The sequence below is a fragment of the Prochlorococcus sp. MIT 1306 genome, assembly GCF_047304515.1.
GTDB lineage: Bacteria > Cyanobacteriota > Cyanobacteriia > PCC-6307 > Cyanobiaceae > Prochlorococcus > Prochlorococcus marinus_D.
In genome coordinates this window covers 1,150,769-1,170,419 of sequence record NZ_CP138959.1, presented here as the reverse complement: position 1 = coordinate 1,170,419, position 19,651 = coordinate 1,150,769, and the positions used below count along the sequence as shown (strand labels likewise).

Annotated in this window: 17 protein-coding genes; 2 read left to right on the top strand and 15 right to left on the bottom strand. The window is 51.8% G+C overall.

The window, feature by feature from the left end:
• Positions 1 to 3: 3 nt before the first annotated feature.
• The 7 genes from ccsB to SIB74_RS05935 form a co-directional block, all read right to left on the bottom strand.
• Positions 4 to 960, bottom strand: a complete 957-nt coding sequence (gene ccsB, locus SIB74_RS05965; protein ID WP_063395787.1) for a c-type cytochrome biogenesis protein CcsB — start codon at positions 958 to 960, stop codon at positions 4 to 6.
• 39 nt (positions 961 to 999) lie between these two features.
• Positions 1,000 to 2,211 carry an LptF/LptG family permease gene (locus tag SIB74_RS05960; RefSeq protein ID WP_063395788.1) on the bottom strand — a complete coding sequence of 404 codons (1,212 nt, stop codon included), beginning with the start codon at positions 2,209 to 2,211 and terminating at the stop codon, positions 1,000 to 1,002.
• The gene (gene lptB, locus SIB74_RS05955) at positions 2,208 to 2,936 is read right to left on the bottom strand and encodes an LPS export ABC transporter ATP-binding protein (protein WP_063395789.1); all 729 of its coding nucleotides are present in this window, start codon (positions 2,934 to 2,936) and stop codon (positions 2,208 to 2,210) included. The genes SIB74_RS05960 and lptB overlap by 4 nt, the downstream gene beginning before the upstream one ends.
• Positions 2,933 to 3,370 carry an LptA/OstA family protein gene (locus SIB74_RS05950; protein ID WP_063395998.1) on the bottom strand — a complete coding sequence of 146 codons (438 nt, stop codon included), beginning with the start codon at positions 3,368 to 3,370 and terminating at the stop codon, positions 2,933 to 2,935. Before SIB74_RS05950 ends, lptB begins: the two co-directional genes overlap by 4 nt.
• 51 nt (positions 3,371 to 3,421) lie before the next feature.
• Positions 3,422 to 3,811 (bottom strand): DUF309 domain-containing protein, encoded by a 390-nt coding sequence (locus tag SIB74_RS05945; RefSeq protein WP_063395790.1) that lies wholly within the window; start codon positions 3,809 to 3,811, stop codon positions 3,422 to 3,424.
• An 8-nt stretch (positions 3,812 to 3,819) separates the two neighbouring features.
• Positions 3,820 to 5,622, bottom strand: coding sequence for a translational GTPase TypA (gene typA, locus SIB74_RS05940; RefSeq protein ID WP_063395791.1), 1,803 nt, complete (start codon positions 5,620 to 5,622; stop codon positions 3,820 to 3,822).
• Positions 5,623 to 5,769: 147 nt separating this feature from the next.
• Complete coding sequence (locus tag SIB74_RS05935; protein WP_063395792.1) at positions 5,770 to 6,501, bottom strand: M15 family metallopeptidase; 732 nt, start codon at positions 6,499 to 6,501, stop codon at positions 5,770 to 5,772.
• Positions 6,502 to 6,610: 109 nt separating this feature from the next.
• Between SIB74_RS05935 and chlP the strand changes: the two genes are divergently transcribed.
• The gene (chlP, locus tag SIB74_RS05930) at positions 6,611 to 8,017 is read left to right on the top strand and encodes a geranylgeranyl reductase (protein ID WP_063395793.1); all 1,407 of its coding nucleotides are present in this window, start codon (positions 6,611 to 6,613) and stop codon (positions 8,015 to 8,017) included.
• A 15-nt stretch (positions 8,018 to 8,032) separates the two neighbouring features.
• Here the strand turns inward: chlP and glyS are convergent, their stop codons facing one another.
• Positions 8,033 to 10,198 (bottom strand): glycine--tRNA ligase subunit beta, encoded by a 2,166-nt coding sequence (gene glyS / locus SIB74_RS05925; RefSeq protein ID WP_063395794.1) that lies wholly within the window; start codon positions 10,196 to 10,198, stop codon positions 8,033 to 8,035.
• A gap of 96 nt (positions 10,199 to 10,294) precedes the next feature.
• On the opposite strand from glyS, the gene SIB74_RS05920 reads away from it, so the two are divergent.
• On the top strand, positions 10,295 to 12,091 hold the full coding sequence (locus SIB74_RS05920; protein ID WP_063395795.1) for an NADPH-dependent assimilatory sulfite reductase hemoprotein subunit: 1,797 nt from the start codon (positions 10,295 to 10,297) through the stop codon (positions 12,089 to 12,091).
• Here SIB74_RS05920 and SIB74_RS05915 read toward each other — a convergent pair.
• The 7 genes from SIB74_RS05915 to SIB74_RS05885 all read right to left on the bottom strand — a co-directional run bounded on the left by SIB74_RS05915 (position 12,046) and on the right by SIB74_RS05885 (position 19,643).
• Complete coding sequence (locus SIB74_RS05915) at positions 12,046 to 12,804, bottom strand: M15 family metallopeptidase (protein WP_197463279.1); 759 nt, start codon at positions 12,802 to 12,804, stop codon at positions 12,046 to 12,048. The two genes, SIB74_RS05920 and SIB74_RS05915, sit on opposite strands and share 46 nt — an antisense overlap.
• 324 nt (positions 12,805 to 13,128) lie before the next feature.
• Positions 13,129 to 15,669, bottom strand: coding sequence for an ATP-dependent DNA helicase RecG (gene recG, locus SIB74_RS05910; protein ID WP_063395796.1), 2,541 nt, complete (start codon positions 15,667 to 15,669; stop codon positions 13,129 to 13,131).
• Positions 15,618 to 16,829 carry a hypothetical protein gene (locus SIB74_RS05905; RefSeq protein ID WP_063395797.1) on the bottom strand — a complete coding sequence of 404 codons (1,212 nt, stop codon included), beginning with the start codon at positions 16,827 to 16,829 and terminating at the stop codon, positions 15,618 to 15,620. The genes recG and SIB74_RS05905 overlap by 52 nt, the downstream gene beginning before the upstream one ends.
• Before the next feature lie 23 nt (positions 16,830 to 16,852).
• Entirely contained in the window at positions 16,853 to 17,509 is a 657-nt protein-coding gene (tsf, locus tag SIB74_RS05900; RefSeq protein ID WP_063395798.1) for a translation elongation factor Ts, read from the bottom strand.
• An 82-nt stretch (positions 17,510 to 17,591) separates the two neighbouring features.
• Positions 17,592 to 18,311 (bottom strand): 30S ribosomal protein S2, encoded by a 720-nt coding sequence (rpsB, locus tag SIB74_RS05895; RefSeq protein ID WP_063395799.1) that lies wholly within the window; start codon positions 18,309 to 18,311, stop codon positions 17,592 to 17,594.
• 140 nt (positions 18,312 to 18,451) lie between these two features.
• The gene (locus SIB74_RS05890) at positions 18,452 to 19,384 is read right to left on the bottom strand and encodes a glycosyltransferase family 2 protein (RefSeq protein WP_197463280.1); all 933 of its coding nucleotides are present in this window, start codon (positions 19,382 to 19,384) and stop codon (positions 18,452 to 18,454) included.
• Between the two features lie 103 nt (positions 19,385 to 19,487).
• Entirely contained in the window at positions 19,488 to 19,643 is a 156-nt protein-coding gene (locus tag SIB74_RS05885; protein ID WP_011129965.1) for a hypothetical protein, read from the bottom strand.
• Between the last annotated feature and the right edge of the window lie 8 nt (positions 19,644 to 19,651).

Below are 19,651 nucleotides of genomic sequence, written 5' to 3'. Positions count from 1 at the left end.
AAATTAGGCTTCAAAGAACCAGCCGTAGCTGTGCAAACCAATCCCTAATAAATTCACACCGATATAACAAACAACGATCACAACGATGCCTGCCACGGCAACTAAAGCTGGACGTCGCCCGCTCCAGCCACGGCTGAAACGTGTATGCAGATACGCCGCATAAACCATCCAACAAATTAGAGCCCAGGTCTCCTTTGGATCCCAACTCCACCAACTCCCCCAGGCCTCATTGGCCCAAACGGCACCACTGATCAAGCCAAGCGTGAGCAACAAAAAGCCAACCGTAATCGTGCGATAACTAAGGCTGTCCAACTGTTCAGTGCGGCTCAAGTTGATTGAATTCAGGCGCAGGCCATCATTTTGATCCATAGCAGATGTGGCTAGCTTTGCCTGACGAAAACCACCTGTTCCAATTGAACTGCTGCGTAGCTCCAAAGTTTGCTGGCGATCAGTAAATAGAACCGCCATTGATAAGAAAGAACCAACAAGCAGGGCAGCGTAACTACACATAATCACGCTCACGTGCATCACAAGCCAACTGGAGCGAAGAGCCGGTACTAGAGGAGAGGCCTCCTGAAGAGTTTCTGGTAATGCAAAGCTGGCAAAAGCCACACAAAGCAAAGCCATTGGTGTTGCAGCAGCTGAAACAATCGGGGAAGACAAGGAACGTTCCACCAATAGCTGCGCAAGTGTGCAAGCCCAGGCCAGAAAACAGAGGGATTCATAAAGGTTGCTGATCGGGAAGTGACCCGACTGCCACCACCGCAAAACCAATTGAGCGGTAAGAACCAAATTGGCAAGAGCCACCAGAAGTGTCACAACAGCAGAATTGCTACCTCCTGAAACCATCCAAAAAGAGATTGGTATGGCCAACAGAAGTAGGGCAAATGCAGCCAAACCAAGAGCCAAAACAGGATCCCCTAGCGAGGCGGAAAGCTCAGCCAACGTCACTCCAAACACCAGGACCCTGCGACAACTCTCTTATTCTGCCGCTGCAGTTCAACCACTGGCCTGACGCAGCAACAGACCGCCACCTGCCAAAGAGATAAAAACAGGGATCCACGCTGCCAACATCGGTGTCAAAGTGCCCGTAACGCCTAGAGAACTGAAGCTGAAGCTAAGCGTGTAATAAGCAAGAATTAATAAGAGACTGATGCCAAATCCCTGGGTCCGGCTGGTACGAGAATTAGGTTTTGCTCCAAGGCTGCTGCCAATCAGGCCAAACACCAGGCAGGACATCGGGAAAGTGAATTTTTCTTGGATACGCACCTTCAAACGCCTTGCCTCTTTACGGTTGCCAGCATCGGTATAAATACTTGCAGCCTCCATTGCCTGTGCAACAGTCATGTTGTTGGCATCTTTAGGGAGTTTGGCTACACGAATTGGGCCTGATGTTAGGGGGTAGAGATAGCGATCAAATTCAACTGAAGTGGTACTGCCACTTGGTGTGAGAGTAAGGATATTGCCGTTAAAAAATTCCCACATCGCCTCCTGCTCATTCCAAATAGCCCGCTCGGCCTTCAACATCTGAGTAAAACCAAGACGAGATAAATCAAGCACTGTGACATCCTCCATTTCTCCCTTAAGGAATTCCCTTGCATAAAACAACTGAGAAAGCCCTTGATTCCTATCTTCAGCTTTTGCGCCAGTAATCGTTCCGAATCGGGAATAAACAACATGTTTGCCTTTCTCTGTGGCAATTGCTTTGCCAAGAGCACGCTTTATTGTCACCTCAGCACTACTATTTGTTCTTGGAACAATGACATCATTGAAGATAAAAGTTAGCCCTGTCATCAATAATGCCAATGCCAATGCTGGAGCAACGATTCGTCTGGTGCTTACACCGAGGCTGCGCAAAGCCGTGAATTCGCTGTTAGAAGAAAGACGGCTATAAGCCAACAAGGTGGCCAGCAAGGTGGCCATCGGAAAAGAAATCACCAGAAAGAAAGGTAACTTCAAGCTAAAAACCTGCAATGCAAAATGCAGAGGCAATCCAAACTCAACAATCTTGCGCACCAAATCAAACATCACCCCCACTGAGACGGAAACCACCGTGAAGGCCGCTATGGCAAACAGCAATACGGGTATTAACTCACCTAAAAGCCATCGATCCAGCAGCGGGATCAGCCTCCACTTGGACGAAGCCCAGCGCCACCACTTCCAAGGCCAAGAATCAACGTCTTTCAACTTTCCAAGGCGCCATTTGCTCAAAGCTGAAAACCCTCCCCGAGATAGTGACGCCGCACCAAGGGGTTGTTTGCCACTTCTTCAGAACGGCCTGAAGCAAGAATGCTGCCTTCCGTAAGAATGTAAGAGCGGTCAGTGATGGCAAGGGTTTCACGGACATTGTGATCAGTGATCAGGATTCCCATGCCACGCTCCCGGAGGGTATGAATCAAAACCTGGAGGTCCGCCACTGCCATGGGGTCAACACCAGCGAAGGGTTCATCAAGCAAGAGGTAGGTGGGACCTTCTAGGCCTACCGCCAAGGCACGTGCTACCTCGCAGCGACGTCGTTCGCCGCCGGAAAGTTGATAGCCACGACGGTCCAAGAACAAGTTGAGATGAAAGTCTTCAACCAACTGCTCGAGACGCTCCCGACGCTGATGAGTTGTTAAATGACTTTGAGAGAGCGCAAGCTCAAGGTTTTGTCGCACGCTGAGCTGCCGGAACACACTTGGTTCCTGAGGGAGATAACCGATACCTAGACGAACTCGATTGGGCATCGGCAAATCCGCCACTGGCTGTCCATCAAGTTGCACCTGCCCGTAATCAGGACGCAACAAACCGATGACAAGATTGAACGTTGTTGTCTTGCCGGCACCATTGGGACCGAGTAAGCCAACAACTTCGCCTGGATCAAGGCGCAAGGAGACATCTTTTACCAGGTGACGCCCTCCCATGGTGAGCGCCACCTGCTCTAAACAAAGACTCATTGGGCCAAAGGTGCCTCTGCCTGATTGTTGGAATCAAGTTGCACAGAAGTGAACACTTGCGCACCAGTGCTTGGGTCTGCTACCGCTTGCTCCTCTTCGAGTAGATAGACAACTCGCTCAGCCTGCATGGAATTTTCCCCGTCCCGAATCACATCAACATCTCCGGTAAGTACCACACGATCTTCTTTGCTGAAGTACTGAGCCTGTCTAGAGGTAGCAACGATGCCTCGGGCTGGATAAACGATGCGAACGTTGCCGATGGCGGTGAAAACCCCTGTGACGCTGTCTGCGTTTTGGATATCTGATTCGATCGTGATCCAACCGCCATCTTCTACCGGAGCAGAAGGGCTGCCCTCCTGGCTTAAAACCGCAGGGGTAGACATTCCAACAAACGCTGTCGCTATGGCGAGATGAACTTGCCAACTCCTTGTCATGACTTGAACAAGAGCAGCCAAAGCGGAACAATCCAAATCTTGATGGTTAATTTACTCAGAAACTGAGCTGTCATAGATCAGGCCTGGGACAGTGCACTCGTCGGGATCTTGTCCCTGCTGAAGCCGTTGCAAGCGATTCTCCACACAGGTGCAGAGCTGATCAAGGTCAAAACCCAGGTTTGGAGTTCCTAGAGCTTTTAGACGCCCGAGGCCTTCACCATAAAGAAGAGTTGCCCCGCGACGATTTCCGCGCTGCAAGTGAAGTTGGGCAACAGCAACCTGAAGTACCCCTTGGATGGTCTGGCGTGCTTGACCGGATGTCTCATGCCAAAGCTCCTCAAAGGCGTCATGAGCGGGGTACCAATCGGCCTTATTAAAAAGCTCCACGGCTAGTTGAAAACGTGGATCATTGATCAGATCAGTAGGCTGGAATTTCTCCATCAAGAGCTTCAGCGTTTGGCCATCTTCTTGGCAGGCAACTTGCGTAAGCGAATGGATTCTGGGGTGACTTCAAGCATCTCATCTGGACCGATGTACTCAAGAGCACGTTCAAGGGTCATCTGAACAGGTGTCTGCAAGGTATCGAGTTCTTCTGCACCAGCAGAGCGAATATTTGTGAGTTGTTTGGCCTTGCAAACGTTTAACTCCAGATCCTGAGGCCGACTGTTTTCGCCAACGATCATCCCCTTATAAACCTTGACACCCGGAGAGATGAAGAACTGACCTCGACCCTCAGCATTCTTGAGTGCGTAGAAGGTCGCAGTGCCCTGCTCAAAAGCAATCAGAACACCATTCCGACGAGCATCAAACTCACCCAACATTGGGCGATATTCAAAAAAAGAGTGGCTCATAATTCCTTCACCCCTGGTAGCACGTACAAACTCACCACGGAAACCGATCAACCCTCGAGAAGGAACAACGAATTCAAGCTGGGTGCGACCGTCATTACCGGTTTCCATGTTCTGCATTTCACCCCGACGCACTCCCAACTTCTCAATGCAGGAGCCAACGGCTGCCTCTGGCACATCCATCACCAAGGTCTCAACGGGCTCGCAAGGAGTGCCGTCAATTGTTCGGAAGATCACCTGAGGCTGGGTTACCTGAAACTCAAAACCCTCGCGGCGCATGGTCTCAATCAGGATGCCCAGGTGTAGCTCACCACGTCCGCTAACCGCAAAACGATCAGGAGAATCAGTGTCCTCAACGCGTAAGGCAACATTGGTGAGTAATTCCTTGCGTAAACGATCTCGCAGCTGCCGGCTAGTGACGAATTTGCCTTCTTTGCCAGCAAAGGGTGAATCATTGACGACAAATGTCATCTGCAAAGTGGGTTCATCCACCTTGATTAGAGGTAAAGCTTTTGGTTCATCTGGACAGGCAATGGTCTCGCCAATATTGACTTGATCGAAACCGGCTAAAGCAACGAGATCTCCCGCTCCAGCTTCTTGTATCTCAATCCGTTGCAACCCTTCGAAACCGAGTAGTTTGCTAATTCGGCCACGCTTAATGCTGCCATCATCCTTGATCAACGAAGCACTCTGACCATTACGGATAACCCCGTTATGGACCCGACCAATCACAATCCTGCCCAGGAAGTCTGAATAATCGAGAGTAGTGATCTGTAGCTGAAGAGGCTTGTTCTCATCTCCAACAGGTGGTGGAACATGACGCAGGATGGCATCAAATAGTGGCTTCATTGTTTGACTTTCAGTTGCCATATCTGGCTTGGCAAAACCTCCCATTCCACTGCCGAACAAGTACGGGAAATCACATTGGTCATCATCTGCACCGAGTTCAACAAACAGATCGAGGACCTTGTTGACAGCGGTTTCAGGATCCACCCGCGCACGATCAATCTTGTTTACGAACACAATTGGCCGCAATCCCTGCTCAAGCGCCTTCTTGAGCACGAAACGCGTCTGTGGCATAGGCCCCTCGTTGGCGTCAACGATCAGCAAACAGCCATCAACCATGCCAAGCACTCGCTCAACCTCACCACCAAAATCAGCATGCCCAGGCGTATCAACAATGTTGATACGCGTCTCGTCGTAGGTAACGGCCGTGTTCTTTGAAAGGATCGTAATGCCCCGTTCCCTTTCCAAATCATTGGAGTCCAGGACACATGTGGGTACAGCCTCGTTGTCTCGGAAGATCCCGGACTGAGTGAGGAGGGCATCCACCAAGGTTGTTTTGCCGTGATCCACGTGAGCGATAATTGCAATGTTGCGGATCGCCTTGGCCTGGGCACTCATGGGTCAGAGACTTTCAAAAGGAAAAGGAAACGCACACAGGCGTAGTGGCGGAAGGATATCTCAATTTGAGATTCGACTTAACTTCTAGGCCCCTTCCGCTAGCTAATCAAAACTTCTAAGACCGAAAAAAAACCTTCATCAGTTCATTCATTCCAGTTGATGAGCTGATTCAAAGAGTCTCAGAGCAGAAGCTGAACCCTCAAATCGCCAATGCCAAGGCTCATAAGTCACCCCCTGGGGGTTATCAAGGGGAAAGGAAAGGACAAAGTGATAACTAGCAGCATGATCCTGTAGCCAGCGGAACGCCCTAGTGGCTTCGAAGCTTTCAGACAGATTCGCTTCAGGAATCGTCCCGTCACCAAGATCAATGGCATAGCCAGTGCTGTGTTCGGAATAACCTGGAGGTGCAGAGACTTTGGCCCGTTCTGCTGCTGTCTGGTTCCGGTCTGATTTGATATCAAAAAAGATTCGCTCTTGTAGGTCGTGAGAGCGGTAGCCACTCAACAGCCTCAAATCAACACCATCTGCTGAAGCCGCAGCACGCATGGAACTCAATGCATCAGCGGCTTCCTGATGAAGCTCAATCCCAGGCTGCATGAGAATTCGATTCTGCACTGAGGCTTCTGGGTAAGGGAAATGTCCGAGCAGACGTCCGTCAGCAGTAGGACGATCCTGAATGCCCTCAACAGGAGCTGGACCCATAAGCCCAGCAAATAGCCACGGGCCGAACAAAACAGCTGTGATGGAACCTCCAAAAACCATCAAACAAACCACCAGTAATCCCAATGAACCACCCCTTGTCCGTCTCTGAGGACGCGACCGACGAGCAACGGGAATGTCATCTCGGCTGATGCGTCGAGCGTTGATTGCTCGAGCCACGAAGTTGATGCAGTGTTATCTAGATCGTAAGGGGGGGCGCCAGGGGGCCCCAAAATCTCTTTCAGGGAAGTAAGTTTTACTTAAGTGATTCCGCGGAGCGGACCTGAACATGCTGCGTGTTGCCGTTGTCGGTGGTGGTCCAAGTGGATCCTGCGCCGCAGAAGTTCTTGCCAAAGCAGGTATCCAGACCTGGCTATTCGAACGCAAACTCGATAACGCCAAGCCTTGTGGTGGAGCGATACCTCTTTGCATGGTGGATGAATTCGACCTGCCCGAGTCGATTATCGACCGCAAGGTTCGCAACATGAGAATGATCTCTCCATCAAACCGTGAGGTTGATATCACTCTGGACAAGGTCTACAGCCCAGACGACAAGAGTGAATACATCGGTATGTGCCGTAGAGAGGTCATGGATGCCTTTATGCGAGATCGTGCCGCCAGCCTCGGAACTAACTTGATTAATGGACTCGTTACCAAAATCGACACTGGCTCTAATCGTCAAGGTCCATACACAATCACCTATTCCGACTATTCAACTGGTAAATCCACTGGTGAAGCCAAAAGCCTCGAGGTTGATCTAATTATTGGCGCTGATGGAGCCAACAGCCGTGTAGCAACAGCCATGGATGCTGGTGACTACAACGTCGCCATTGCATTCCAAGAGCGCATCAAGCTGCCAAATGAAGAAATGGCTTACTACGAAGACCTTGCTGAAATGTATGTAGGCACTGATGTGTCACCAGATTTCTACGGCTGGGTGTTCCCCAAGTACGACCACGTTGCCGTTGGCACAGGCACCATGCAAAAAAATCAGACCCTAATAAAAAGCTTGCAAAAAGGAGTACGCGAACGAGCTAAGAAACGACTTGTTCATGGAGAGGTGATCAAAGTTGAAGCCCATCCGATTCCTGAGCATCCTCGTCCACGCAGGGTTGTTGGTCGTATGGCTCTTGTTGGAGATGCAGCGGGCTACGTCACCAAAAGCTCTGGCGAAGGCATCTACTTTGCTGCCAAAAGTGGCCGCATGTGTGCAGAACAGATCGTGGAATCGAGTCGGTCTGGTGAATTAATCCCCTCCGAAGCAGATCTCAAGAAATATCTGAAGAAGTGGGATCGTAAATACGGTGCCACCTACATCGTTCTGTCAATACTTCAAGCCATCTTCTACTCGAATGACACTGCCAGAGAAGCCTTTGTCGCCATGTGCGATGACATGGACGTGCAACGACTCACGTTTGATAGTTACCTCTACAAAAAAGTTGTTGCGATGAATCCATGGCAACAGATCAAACTGACACTGCTAACTGTGGATGCACTCGCACGGGGGATTTTCCGTAATCAAACAAGCTATAAACCTGTCCCCAGTGCTGTACGTAGCGACGAAGAAGTGAATGCCATGCTGGCGATCAAAACCATCACCGGCGGTATCAAGGTAGACAACAACAAAGATGCCTCCAAGCAAAATTTGGCATCAGAACAAGGAGAACGTGACCCTGCTGTTTCAAACAAATCCTAAGCCTGAAATAACCACTTAGCCGCTGATTTGGCTGAAATCGGCCAGCACACCAGCTTGGTTGCGCAAAAGGCTAAGCAGATTGAGACGGTTTGCGCGTACAGCGAGATCTTCACTCATGACCATCACACTCTGATCACCATCAAAAAAAGCTGCGAGGGCTTCGGAGCCAGCAATCAGGCCATCTGCTAAATGACGGTACCGTTCACTTGAGGAATCCTTGGTGATTGGTTCAAGAGCATTGAGCACTTTCAACATCTCCAACTCACTAGGCTTTTCAAACAAACCAGGATCAACGACCTCAGCAGCACTCAGCACGGTTGCTGGCAGGTCCCCTTTCTCTGCTAAGCGTGCCGCTCTGGTAACAACAGCCTGAACCGCCAGCAATTTACCCGTGCGGCGCATCCTCGCGAGCAGATCTACTCGCAGTCGCGCATCAGCAGGGTCAGAAAGAAGACGATCGATCAAAACTGTTTCACCAGCAACCGCTTGGGCCAGATCAATATCGGTTCCTGCCTCCTCCAGCAGGCTGAGCATCCGCTGACGAAGAAACTCACCAAGCTCAGCCGCCAAGGCGGATGGTGTGACCTTGAGATGCGGTAGGAGCTTGCTCCAATGGTTCGTCGCTCGTTGCAATAAGGCGAGCAGATTCAGTCGCCAACCCTTCGACCAAAGGATTTGCAAAAGACCGTTACCGGCCCTGCGCAAGGCATAGGGGTCTGAGGAGCCACTAGGACGGTCACCCTTGGCATAGATGCTGAGCAGCAATTCCAGGCGATCGGCCAGGGCAAGCACTGCTCCCGACTCTGACTCGGGCAAAGCATCCCCTGCCCCACGTGGCAGGTAATGCTCCAAAACGGCAAGGGCTACTTCTCGAGGCTCTCCTTCCGCTAACAAATATTTCGCTCCCATCACGCCCTGTAGCTCTGGAAATTCGCCCACCATCTGACTGACCAGATCGTGTTTACAGAGATGGACGGCTCGACGCACTTGTACAGAAATTTCAGCAGAAAGATCCAACAGCTCAACAAGCACATCAGTGAGCCATTCCATGCGCTCAACTCGATCGAGCAGAGAACCAAGGCCCTCGGCAAAGGTCACATGCGCTAACTTTTTGCGCCGCTCGATGCTGGCCAAAGAGCGATCGGCTTCGACAAAGAATTCTGCATCAGACAGTCTGGCTTTGAGCACTCGCTCATTGCCGCGTCTTACAGGATCGCTTGCCTTCGCGAGCCCATTGCTGATGCAAAGGAATCTGGGCAGAAGGCTGCTCTTGGCATCGAGAGCAAGAGGGTCTTTGACAGCATCAAGACGGTAAAGGGGTACATAGCGCTGATGCACTCTCATCACGGTGCTGAGCACTTCAGCGGGTAGATCTAGATATGACTCAGCGAAGGCTCCCTCTAAAAGCAGAGGTGCTTCCACTAGGTCGGTGAGCTCTTCGAAAAGATCATCAGGACAATCAGGGCATGCTTCAAGACCAGCAGCAGCCGTATCAATTGCATGACGGATCAAGGTGCCACGTCTTTGCCGATCGACCTCTACACCAACCTCGGCGAGGGTTTTTACGTAACTGCCTGCAGAAGGAATGATGACAGCTTGATCGTGTAGTCGATGGCCTCGACTCAGGTTCGCTGCACAAATCGCTGGGTCGCTGCCGTCAAGGCAAACAGGGATGATCTGCTCATCGAGCAGGGCCACAAGCCAACGAATAGGACGAGAAAAACGCCTTTCACCTTCGCCCCAGCGCATGAAACGTCGACCTTGAAGACTACCTATCCACTCAGGGATCTGGTCTGTTAGTAGTTCCATTGCTGAACGTCCGTGCTCAAGCACGGTTGCAAACACAAAAGGTCCCTTCGGGGTCTCCCGAATCTCGAGATCCTCTGCTTTCAGCCCACAGCGCTTGGCAAAGCCAGCGGCTGCCTGGGTTGGTACACCATTTTTGAAGGCTTGGCCAGCCGGTGGGCCCTTGCGGACTTCCTCTAGATCAGCAGTAGCGCTGGCCAAGTCTTCAACCAGCAAGACAAGTCGCCTTGGCGTACTCGTGCACTGGAGCATGCCGTAGCTAAGACGTAGACCTTGCAAATCACGACTTACCATCTGCTCCAGCTGAGGTAGGGCAAGCCGGGCAAAATCAGCTGGCAGCTCCTCAGTCCCAATCTCCACTAGAAGGGTCGACACGGAGGCGAGCTATCAAGACCGCCCAACTGTATTGAAGGGAGCAGCTCAACAGGTCGTGTGCATTTCGCTACGGTGTATTAGGAAAATTTTGACGCCGTGACCGAAGGGCAGACAACATCTGGCCAAGCGGCAGATCTCAAGTTCGCAGCTTGTCTCGCCAGTGGAGCAGACCTGAGCAAATTTGAACAATTCAAGGCTGAGAGCTGCTACTTACTAGACCCCCTGGCTGCTGAACTTGAGAACAGCAGTGATCACTTCAGCAACGACGCCGTTCAGCTGCTCAAATTCCACGGAAGCTATCAACAGGACAACCGAGATAACCGCCAGAAAGGTGAGGGTAAGGATTGGCAAATGATGCTGCGTCTGCGGAGCCCTGGCGGACGTATTCCACCATCACTGTTTTTAGCCTTAGATGATCTTTCCAATCGCCTTGGCAATGGGAGCCTGCGGGCCACTACCCGCCAGGCGTTCCAGATTCATGGGGTCCGCAAGGAGGACCTGCGCGAAGTTATCAGCACAATCATCCGATCAATGGGATCAACCCTGGCGGCTTGTGGTGATATCACTCGCAACGTTATGGCACCAGCAGCTCCCTATGAGAAAGGTGGTTATCCAGCTGCCCGACAACTTGCCAATGAAATCGCTGATGTTCTCAGCCCAACGGCAGCGGAGGGCTCCTATCTAGACCTATGGGTGAATGGAAGTGCGACCTACCGCATCCGCCCCTCCAGGCGAGTGAAAAAAGTTCGTACCCGCCAGCATCAGGGCAACGTCTTCAGTGGAGATGCCAAGGAACCTCTCTATGGCATGACCTACTTGCCGCGCAAATTTAAGTGCGCCGTCACCGTGCCAGGCGATAACTCAGTTGATCTACTTACCAATGACATCGGTCTAGTTGTCTTTACTGCTGCAAACGGTGAAATCAAGGGTTGCAATGTCTATGTGGGTGGCGGCATGGGTCGAACCCACAACAATGAACAGACATTCGCCCGCACAGCTGATCCTCTTGGCTATGTGGCTGCAGAGCATGTATTGGATTTGGTGCAGTCGATTTTGGCCTTGCAACGCGACTACGGAGACCGAAAGACAAGGCGTCATGCCCGCATGAAATATCTTCTCAATGATCAGGGGATCAGCTGGTTTAAACAGGAACTCAAGAGCAAATACTTCCTTCATCCAATCAAAGCGTTAAGGCCTGAACCAAAGAGCAAACTTGAGGACTATCTGGGCTGGCATCAGCAAAGCGTTGGCCAATGGTTTGTTGGTTTGCCACTGCTCTCTGGACGCTTGGAAGGAGATCTAAAGAAAGGACTCCGCCAACTGGTGGAGACCTTTCAACTTGAAATTCGCCTAACACCGAATCAGGATCTACTGCTCTGCAATATCGGGACGTCACAACGGTCCAGTGTGCGCAAAGGTCTAGCCGCTCTAGGCATCCGCGCCCCAGAGGCTCCGGCGATGCTGGCACGGCATGCAATTGCTTGCCCTGCTTTGCCCTTATGTGGTCTGGCAGTAACCGAAGCAGAGAGAACGCTGCCTGTCTTGCTTGAGCGAATTGATGCTCAGTTGCGACGTCTTGAAATTACTAAATCGATCCTGATCCGCATGACAGGTTGTCCCAATGGATGCGCTCGGCCCTACATGGCCGAGCTTGCTCTAGTGGGAAGTGGTGTCGATCAATATCAACTCTGGCTGGGAGGCACCCCAAACCTGCAACGTCTTGCCAAACCCTATCTACAGCGGATGCCCCTAGATCAACTCGAGAGCACACTTGAGCCCCTACTGCTGAGCTGGAAGCAAGCTGGTGGTCGACGCAGCCTCGGAGACCATGTCAACAAACTTGGCGATCAAGCCGTCCTTGGCTTGCTGTCTGGTAATGGCAAGGCTCCATAGATTGCTTCAGCGACACCCTTTCTCCACGCCCAGAGTTGATCTCCATAGCTGAAATGCCACCACTCATTCGGGTGCTGAGAAAACCCAGCTTTACCCATGGCCTCAGCTAAAGATTGGCGCCTGTTGTGCCAGAGGTAAGCCTCTGATTGAGGTTGATCGTTCGCAGCTTCGCGGTAGTGATCCGGTTCTGAAATGCTGCCAATAGCATCGATCTCGCCACCCATATTCAGAGCTATTCCCTGGCTATCAGCAAGGGTGAGATCCACGGCAGCTCCAGTGCTATGAGGAGGTGGAGTACAAGGATCAAGGCTGGGCGGAGCCCAAAACCTGCCAACATCATCAATGACCCTTTGCAGCTCCTCGGCCTGACTACGGTCATCGCGCTTCAGTTTGCGTTTGCGGCACTCCTTAGCGATGGCATGCTCGACCATAAAAGCCTGAACAGGAATCGGTCGCCAGGCATCAAAAATGGCAAGGCAAAGTTCTGGATGCTCTTGCTGCAGCTCATCTTGAGCCCTCAGCAGACGATCAACCACACCCTGACGCAGCCGAAAGGGATCAGCCTCTACACCATAGGGGGCACCTAAGGATGCATAGGGATGTGGCTCCAATCGATGCAACGAAAGAGGGATTTGATTGAGGGACTCCCCACAATCACGAATGGGCCTATCACTCCAAGGGCGCAGCAGGAAAAAAGTTCGCGCCGACAACATTTCCACAGCGACAACCTAGTTTTCCACAAAGCAAATCTCGTTGATGCGGCGAGATTTGAAATTGGTACAGCGAACCAACATCAAGCCAGAAAAACCTTGACAAAGAGTTGAAAAATGAAAATTAAAAAAATTACTGCCAGCCATTCAGTGAGATCGCTTGCGGCACAGTGCCTTTGCGGCACTGGCTAAAAAAATTAGGCACTAACGACAATGACTGCACCAGAAGCCTGCCCGGCAACCGATGTAGCAGAAGACACATCGGCTCGTAATTTCTGAGTATTAAGACTCAAACGAGTCTCAAGTGTGTGGAAAAAATCAATGGACTCAATTCAGATGGGCTGTTCCACTCAGGTGCTTCCACTGTGCCTCCAGCAATTCCTTGAGCCGAGAGTGGTCAGTCAGGTTCGGATCATCGCTGAGCAGTCTTTGAGCCTCATCACGAGCCTCTTCAAGCACTGACCCATCATCTGCAAGGCTGGCCAGGGCCAAATCAGGCAATCCAGACTGTTTTGTGCCAAGCACCTGCCCTGGCCCTCGCAAGCGTAAGTCAATCTCAGCAATCTCAAAGCCATCACTGGAGCGCACAAGGACTTCAAGTCGCTGCCTCGCTAAAGGGTTTGTGCTGTCATTGATCAGTACGCAATGGGACGCTGCTGCGCCACGTCCCACACGACCTCGCAGTTGATGCAATTGGGCTAGACCAAAGCGATCCGCGTGATCGATCACCATCACACTTGCTTGAGGTACATCCACGCCTACCTCCACCACAGTGGTAGAGACCAGCACCTGGCAATCACCCGCTGTGAAGGATTGAATCACGCCCTGCTTCTCTGAGCTACTCAAACGTCCATGCAGTAATCCAACCGTGAACTCCGCAAATACCTGCTCTGATAAATGAGTGTGAACCTTAACTGCTGAACGCAGATCAAGTTTCTCGGAGTCGTCGATCAGCGGTAACACCACATAAGCGCGCTGGCCAAGAGACACTTGATCACGGATGAGTTGATAGGCCTGATCACGATCGCAGCCCCTAATCATCTGAGTTTGAATGGGGGTACGACCGGGAGGTAATTCATCGATCTGACTCACATCCAAATCTCCATGCAACGAAAGTGCCAGTGTGCGAGGAATGGGCGTTGCTGTCATGGTCAAAAGATGAGGCTGGAGCCCCTTGTTCAACAATCTGTTGCGCTGCTTCACTCCAAAGCGATGCTGTTCGTCAACCACCACCAGCCCCAGTCTTGAAAAGGCAACAGGATCTTCGATTAATGCATGGGTGCCTACCAGTATTTTCAAGGATCCATTGACAAGATCATCAAGGATCTGACGGCGACGTATACGAGTGGTTGCCCCCGTAAGCAACTCGACGCTGACATGCAACTGAGGCAACCAACAACACAATGTGCGGTAGTGCTGCTCGGCAAGGACCTCAGTGGGTGCCATGAAAGCGCCTTGCCAGCCGGCCTCTACCGCTGTCAGCAGGGCTGCTATGGCGACAACCGTCTTGCCACTACCAACATCTCCCTGAATGAGGCGCGCCATTGGTTCCGAGAGCACCAGGTCAGCTTCGATCTCCCTCAACACACGCTGCTGAGCTCCTGTGAGAGGGAATGGCAAAAGCTCCAGGAAGCGAGCGACAAGGCCATCTCGCTGCCCTGCCGTCTGCAATACAGGAGCAGAACAACTGCGCAGCTCTGCTCGCCGTTTGAGCAACCCCAACTGCAATAGAAGAAACTCGTCAAAGACCAATCGACGTCGAGCAGACTGCAATGTGTGCTGATCGTCTGGATGATGAATTGCGATCAAGGCATCGCTTCTGCTGGGTAAACGCAATGCCTGACGACGTGGTTCAGGCAGGGATTCAGGCCAACTTGCTGCCAAAGGTAAAACCTGCCGTACCAGATCACGAAAGCGGTCAGCCGTAAGGCCTTCAGTGAGGGCATACACAGGCAACAACCGGCCAATGCTTTGCGATCGCAACGGCGAATGCGGACTCTCCATGACCTCAATCAAAGGGTCTTGAAAACTCATGCCGTAAGGCCCCCCTTTGACCAATCCACTTACGGCCACAGTGACTCCAGGCGGGTAAAGGCGTGACTGGCTTTTGAGGTAAGCAGGGCTGCTGAAACGCCGACCAGCGAAAAATCTCCTCACTTTGAGCCGACCAGTTGGGTCTTGAAGCTGCAGCTCAAGAATGGACAAATTTGGGTTGCGTGGACTGGTGAAGCCATGACAACGCCTCACTGTGGCCACAATCGTGGCCGCCTCCCCTGCCTCTAGGGCCTGGATACGCCGCAGCGAGGAATAATCCACATAGTCTCTGGGGTAGTACTGCAGCAAATCTTTTACGAGCAGTAATCCAAGCCCGGCCAAGCGTTCAGCAAGTTTTGGGCCGATTCCTTTCACCTCTGACAGTGGGCTTTCCAACTTCAAAGAGTGGTTCCCACTAGCTAAAGGCATCTGCCGCTGCATTTCAGCTCCCCCCTGCTTGAGTCTGGGAGGGCCTATTGGCGCTGGTGGTTCTAATCCCTGGCGAATGCCATGTAGAAGCTGCCTTGAGTCCGTCACCAATCGACGTCGCGCCGATTCAGAGCTGTCTGGATAACTCGCAAAGGCTTCAGCTAGCTGGCTGAGTCGAGACTGACTTTTAGTAGGCAGCAATCCAGAGGGTGGTTCTGCTAACTGACGCACCAAGAATGCATGAAAATTCTCCTGACGCCCCTCAAGATTCTTAAAACCGTTCTCAGCCTCCAGGGTTAACGCTTGCTGCAGAATGCGCATCCAGCTGAGCAGATGCTGCAACTGATCCGTACTCAGGCCTTGGGTGGACTGGTTGGAGGATTGGCGGAAGGGCTCTGCCACCACTGTTGCTTTACCTCCTGAGCCATGGCGCGACGTTGCCAGTGCCGCTGTTGTCGAACCATTTTGAGCAAGGTAAGGCGATGTCGCTTGAGTTGAGCCCGACAACGTCGCAAACGCGGGTCGTCAAACTCCAATTCGGATGGGCGCAGAAGAACGCAAGTGATCTCCATGCCCTCTAAGACCATTGGATTGGTTGATACCGGTACGCGCAATCTCAGCAAATTGGATGCCACAGGTTCAGATTCCAACTGACCATTCAACACAGCATCAAGCAAGCTGATTGGTAAGAGGCTGTTGACAATTCCGGCTCGCAACATTTCCACGTTGAGAGCGTGGGAAAGATTGCGCAATCTACGAGCAAGAGCACGATCAAGAGATTCCAGCCAACGTGCTAGTTCAAGGGGAATCACGGGCAAAAAAACCTGCTCCTCATCAAGACCACTTTTAAGCAGGCTGCTGTCACCAGGCTGCAAATCGCTGGATTCACTGGTCAAGACATTCTCTGTAGCCATGGTCTCTCCAGCCATGACAAAGAGAGAGCGAAGCACATCAAGATCACCCTTCTGCCCGCCAATCGGTTCTGAGTCCTCTGACGCCAACTCCAACTCCTGAGAGTCAAGCTGAGCTTGTTCATCCTTGCCTAAATCAGGCTCATCGACATCCTCAGTACCAGCCAACCCTGCGTTTAAGCCAGCGTTTTGGGGATCATGATCAAAAGTCAACATGCTGCCGAGACGATCAGGATGCTCGAGTGGAGGATCAAGGCTTAGGTGAATGGACCCTTCAGCTTCTTGCGTGGAGTCCTGTTCAGAACGAAAAGCCAACAACAGCTCACGCCTGTTTTGATCGCTCTTTCTCTGGCGTTCACGTTCCATCTGGCGAACGAGATCCATCAACTGCTCGACAGTCAATAAGGAACAGCAATGAGAGACCAATTGCTCAACCTGATTTTGAAAAGCTGCCCTTGTCTCGTCCGAAAGCCCTCTAAGACGATTCTGATCCTGATCAGTTATCAACAGGAACAGGGCTTGACGGACAACATTGAGCAGTTCCCTCCGTAATAATTGCAGGTAGAGAGCTAAATCGTGGTACAGAGTCAGCGACAAGCGCTGACTCTGCTTTTTTAGTGAGGCAATCTGCTGATCGGGCTCGAAGCGTTGCAATCTCTACTTCTCCGCAGCCAAAATTAAGCAGTCTTCATGGATGCTACTTCCGTAGCGAAATCAGTCTGTTCCACTTCAATCCCCTCCCCAAGTGTGTATCGGGTGAAGCGGCGAACCTGGACATTCTCTCCAATCTTGCCAGCAACTTGCTTGACGAGTTCCGCGACCGTCATGGAGCTGTCACGGATAAAGGGTTGCTCAAGCAAGACCAGTTCCTTAAGGCGCTTGCCAATTCGTCCTTCAACGATCTTTGCCTTCATCTGTTCAGGCTTGCCAGAAAGATCATCGCGACCCATCTCAATAGATTTTTCCTTTTCAACGACATCAACAGGAATCTCTTCTGTGCTCACGTATTCGACATTCGGGCAGGCCGCCACTTGCATGGCGACATCCTTTAAAAGCCCTTGGAACAAATCACCACGAGCAACAAAATCAGTTTCGCAGTTCAACTCCAGAAGTACCCCGACCCTGGCTCCGGTGTGGATGTAAGTACCAATGGCACCTTCAGCAGCAATGCGAGAAGATTTCTTTTCTGCACTGGCAATACCCTTCTTACGCAGCCATTCGCTCGCCTTGATCATATCTCCGTCACTCTCTGCAAGGGCTTTCTTGCAGTCCATCATTCCCGCGCCGGTCTTGTCGCGCAGGTCCTTGACAAGCTTGGCTGATACGTCCGCCATGGGTAATCGGGGAGAGGAGTATTAGGGATGCAGCCGACCAGATAAGGAGGACGGCGGCGAGAACTTAGTGCTGGAAATGGACTCAATCGTCGTTGTCGTCAGCACCTCTTTGGTCATTAGTGCCATGACGGCCTTCGTTGATGGCATCAGCCAGTCGGCCCAGCACAAGCTGCACAGAGCGAACGGCATCGTCATTACAAGGGATCGGGACCTCGCAAAGGTCAGGATCGCAATTGGTGTCAAGCATGGACACCAAGGGAATGTCCAATTTGCGGGCTTCAAGTACAGCGTTGGTTTCACGGCGTTGATCAACTAGCACCACGACATCAGGCAACCGTCTCATCCCTTTGAGACCACCGAGGTACTTCTGCAGTCGCTCAAGCTCGCGACGCAAAACGGAAGCTTCTTTCTTGGGTCGCATGGCAATAGCACCACTGGATTCCATCCGCTCCAGATCCTTCAATCGATCAATTCGAGCCTTCATCGTGGTCCAGTTGGTGAGCATGCCACCAAGCCAACGTTGATTCACATAGGAAGCTCCGCAGCGAGTGGCTTCCAACGCCACCACCTCAGAGGCCTGCTTTTTGGTACCAACAAAAAGAAATCGCTTGCCACTTCTGGCAGAAGAACGAGTCCATTTGTAGGCATTGTTCATGCAGATCGCGGTCTGCACCAGGTCAATGATATGGACTCCATTACGCGCACAGTAGATGTAGCGCGACATCTTGGGATTCCAGCGACGGGTTTGATGCCCAAAGTGGGCGCCCGCCTCCATCATTTCTGAAAGAGTGACAACAGCCATAGTTTTTAGGTTTCGGGTTCGCCTCCACCTGCCAGGTATGCGAGACGATTCAGCCAAAAGGCATGGGTCGACTCAGTCATCACCCGAAACGGACAGGTGTGCGGAATGAAAGAACCATTGAAATTTATCAAAGCGACAGCTCAGCGCAGCCCTGTTAGTGCTGCTTCTTTGAAGAGCGCGCGTACCCCGATTCGGTTTAGGGGTAAACGCAAGAGCTCCATTGCCAAACCTTGATGACCGTTGCGAATCAACCAGCCAAGTAAAGGCCTGAGGCTGCGCTCATTAAGTAATCCACCGAGCGTAAGCAACTCCCATAACAACCGATGAAGCCAGGTGAATTGGATGATGAAACGCACCCGTCGCGTCGGGTGCTTGCGATAAAAGACCAGGCCCATTTTGGCCCGCTCCCGCTCAACTCTGATCAGGTCAGGAACTTGCTCAAGACGCAGGGCAGGATGCCAGTGATAACCAACTGCTTCGGGACATTTCACCAACTCAACATCCATCTGTCGCAGTCGTTCCCCCAGCTCTAGATCCTCCCAGCCATACAGACGGAAATTGGTATCGAATAGTCCAGAACGTTCAAGCACCTCACGATCAATGGCCACATTGCCTGTCGCGAAGTAGGCCCATGAGTTGTCCTGGAATTTGTGAGGTTCTGTAGTTGGCTGCTCAAAATTTGCCGTGTTGATCACCGCGCCATAGGTGAAAGAAAGTCGATCACCGCGTTGCTGCCAACTTTTTCGCAAAGCTCTCGCATGACAGGCGAGAAACGATTCGGTTACAACGAGATCACTGTCGATAAAAACAATTAGATCACCTCGGGCATTGTCTACACCGCGATTACGCCCCTCTGCCGGCCCCCCATGCTCTTGCTCCACCATGCGCACATGTGGAAAGCGAGACGCCTCATCCCTAAGCCAGCTAGGTGTGCCATCCGTGGAGCCGTCATCCACCACGACCACCTCATAACCATCTAGCTCAGAGAAAAGGACCTGTTGCTCAAGAGCCAACAGACACTTCTCAAGGATCGATCGACGGTTGTAGGTGGGTATCACGACGCTTGCGAACATTCGCAACCACATCTGCTGCTGACAAGCAACAGCCTAGAGACATGAAAAAAGGGGGGCTATCAATGTCCCCCCATCTGTTGATTTAAAAAGTCTGTCGATGGGATTAGTCGGCAGCACCACCGTTGTTGGCAGTTCCGGTTACACCATTACCAGCTCCCTCACCTCGGCCGTCATTGCGTAGCTTGCGCTTCTTGAATTTGCGGGCATAGGAGCGATTCCGCTCTTGCTTTTCTTTCTTGAGGTTTCTGCGCTTGGCCATGCTGTTAA

Coding starts and splice junctions, on each gene's coding strand:
- SIB74_RS05890 (WP_197463280.1), bottom strand. CDS start 19,384: ATGTTCGCAAGCGTCGTGATACCCACCTACAACCGTCGATCGATCCTT.
- SIB74_RS05950 (WP_063395998.1), bottom strand. CDS start 3,370: ATGACAAGGAGTTGGCAAGTTCATCTCGCCATAGCGACAGCGTTTGTT.
- SIB74_RS05915 (WP_197463279.1), bottom strand. CDS start 12,804: ATGTTGTCGGCGCGAACTTTTTTCCTGCTGCGCCCTTGGAGTGATAGG.
- typA (WP_063395791.1), bottom strand. CDS start 5,622: ATGAGTGCCCAGGCCAAGGCGATCCGCAACATTGCAATTATCGCTCAC.
- tsf (WP_063395798.1), bottom strand. CDS start 17,509: ATGGCGGACGTATCAGCCAAGCTTGTCAAGGACCTGCGCGACAAGACC.
- lptB (WP_063395789.1), bottom strand. CDS start 2,936: ATGAGTCTTTGTTTAGAGCAGGTGGCGCTCACCATGGGAGGGCGTCAC.
- chlP (WP_063395793.1), top strand. CDS start 6,611: ATGCTGCGTGTTGCCGTTGTCGGTGGTGGTCCAAGTGGATCCTGCGCC.
- rpsB (WP_063395799.1), bottom strand. CDS start 18,311: ATGGCTGTTGTCACTCTTTCAGAAATGATGGAGGCGGGCGCCCACTTT.
- SIB74_RS05945 (WP_063395790.1), bottom strand. CDS start 3,811: ATGGAGAAATTCCAGCCTACTGATCTGATCAATGATCCACGTTTTCAA.
- SIB74_RS05885 (WP_011129965.1), bottom strand. CDS start 19,643: ATGGCCAAGCGCAGAAACCTCAAGAAAGAAAAGCAAGAGCGGAATCGC.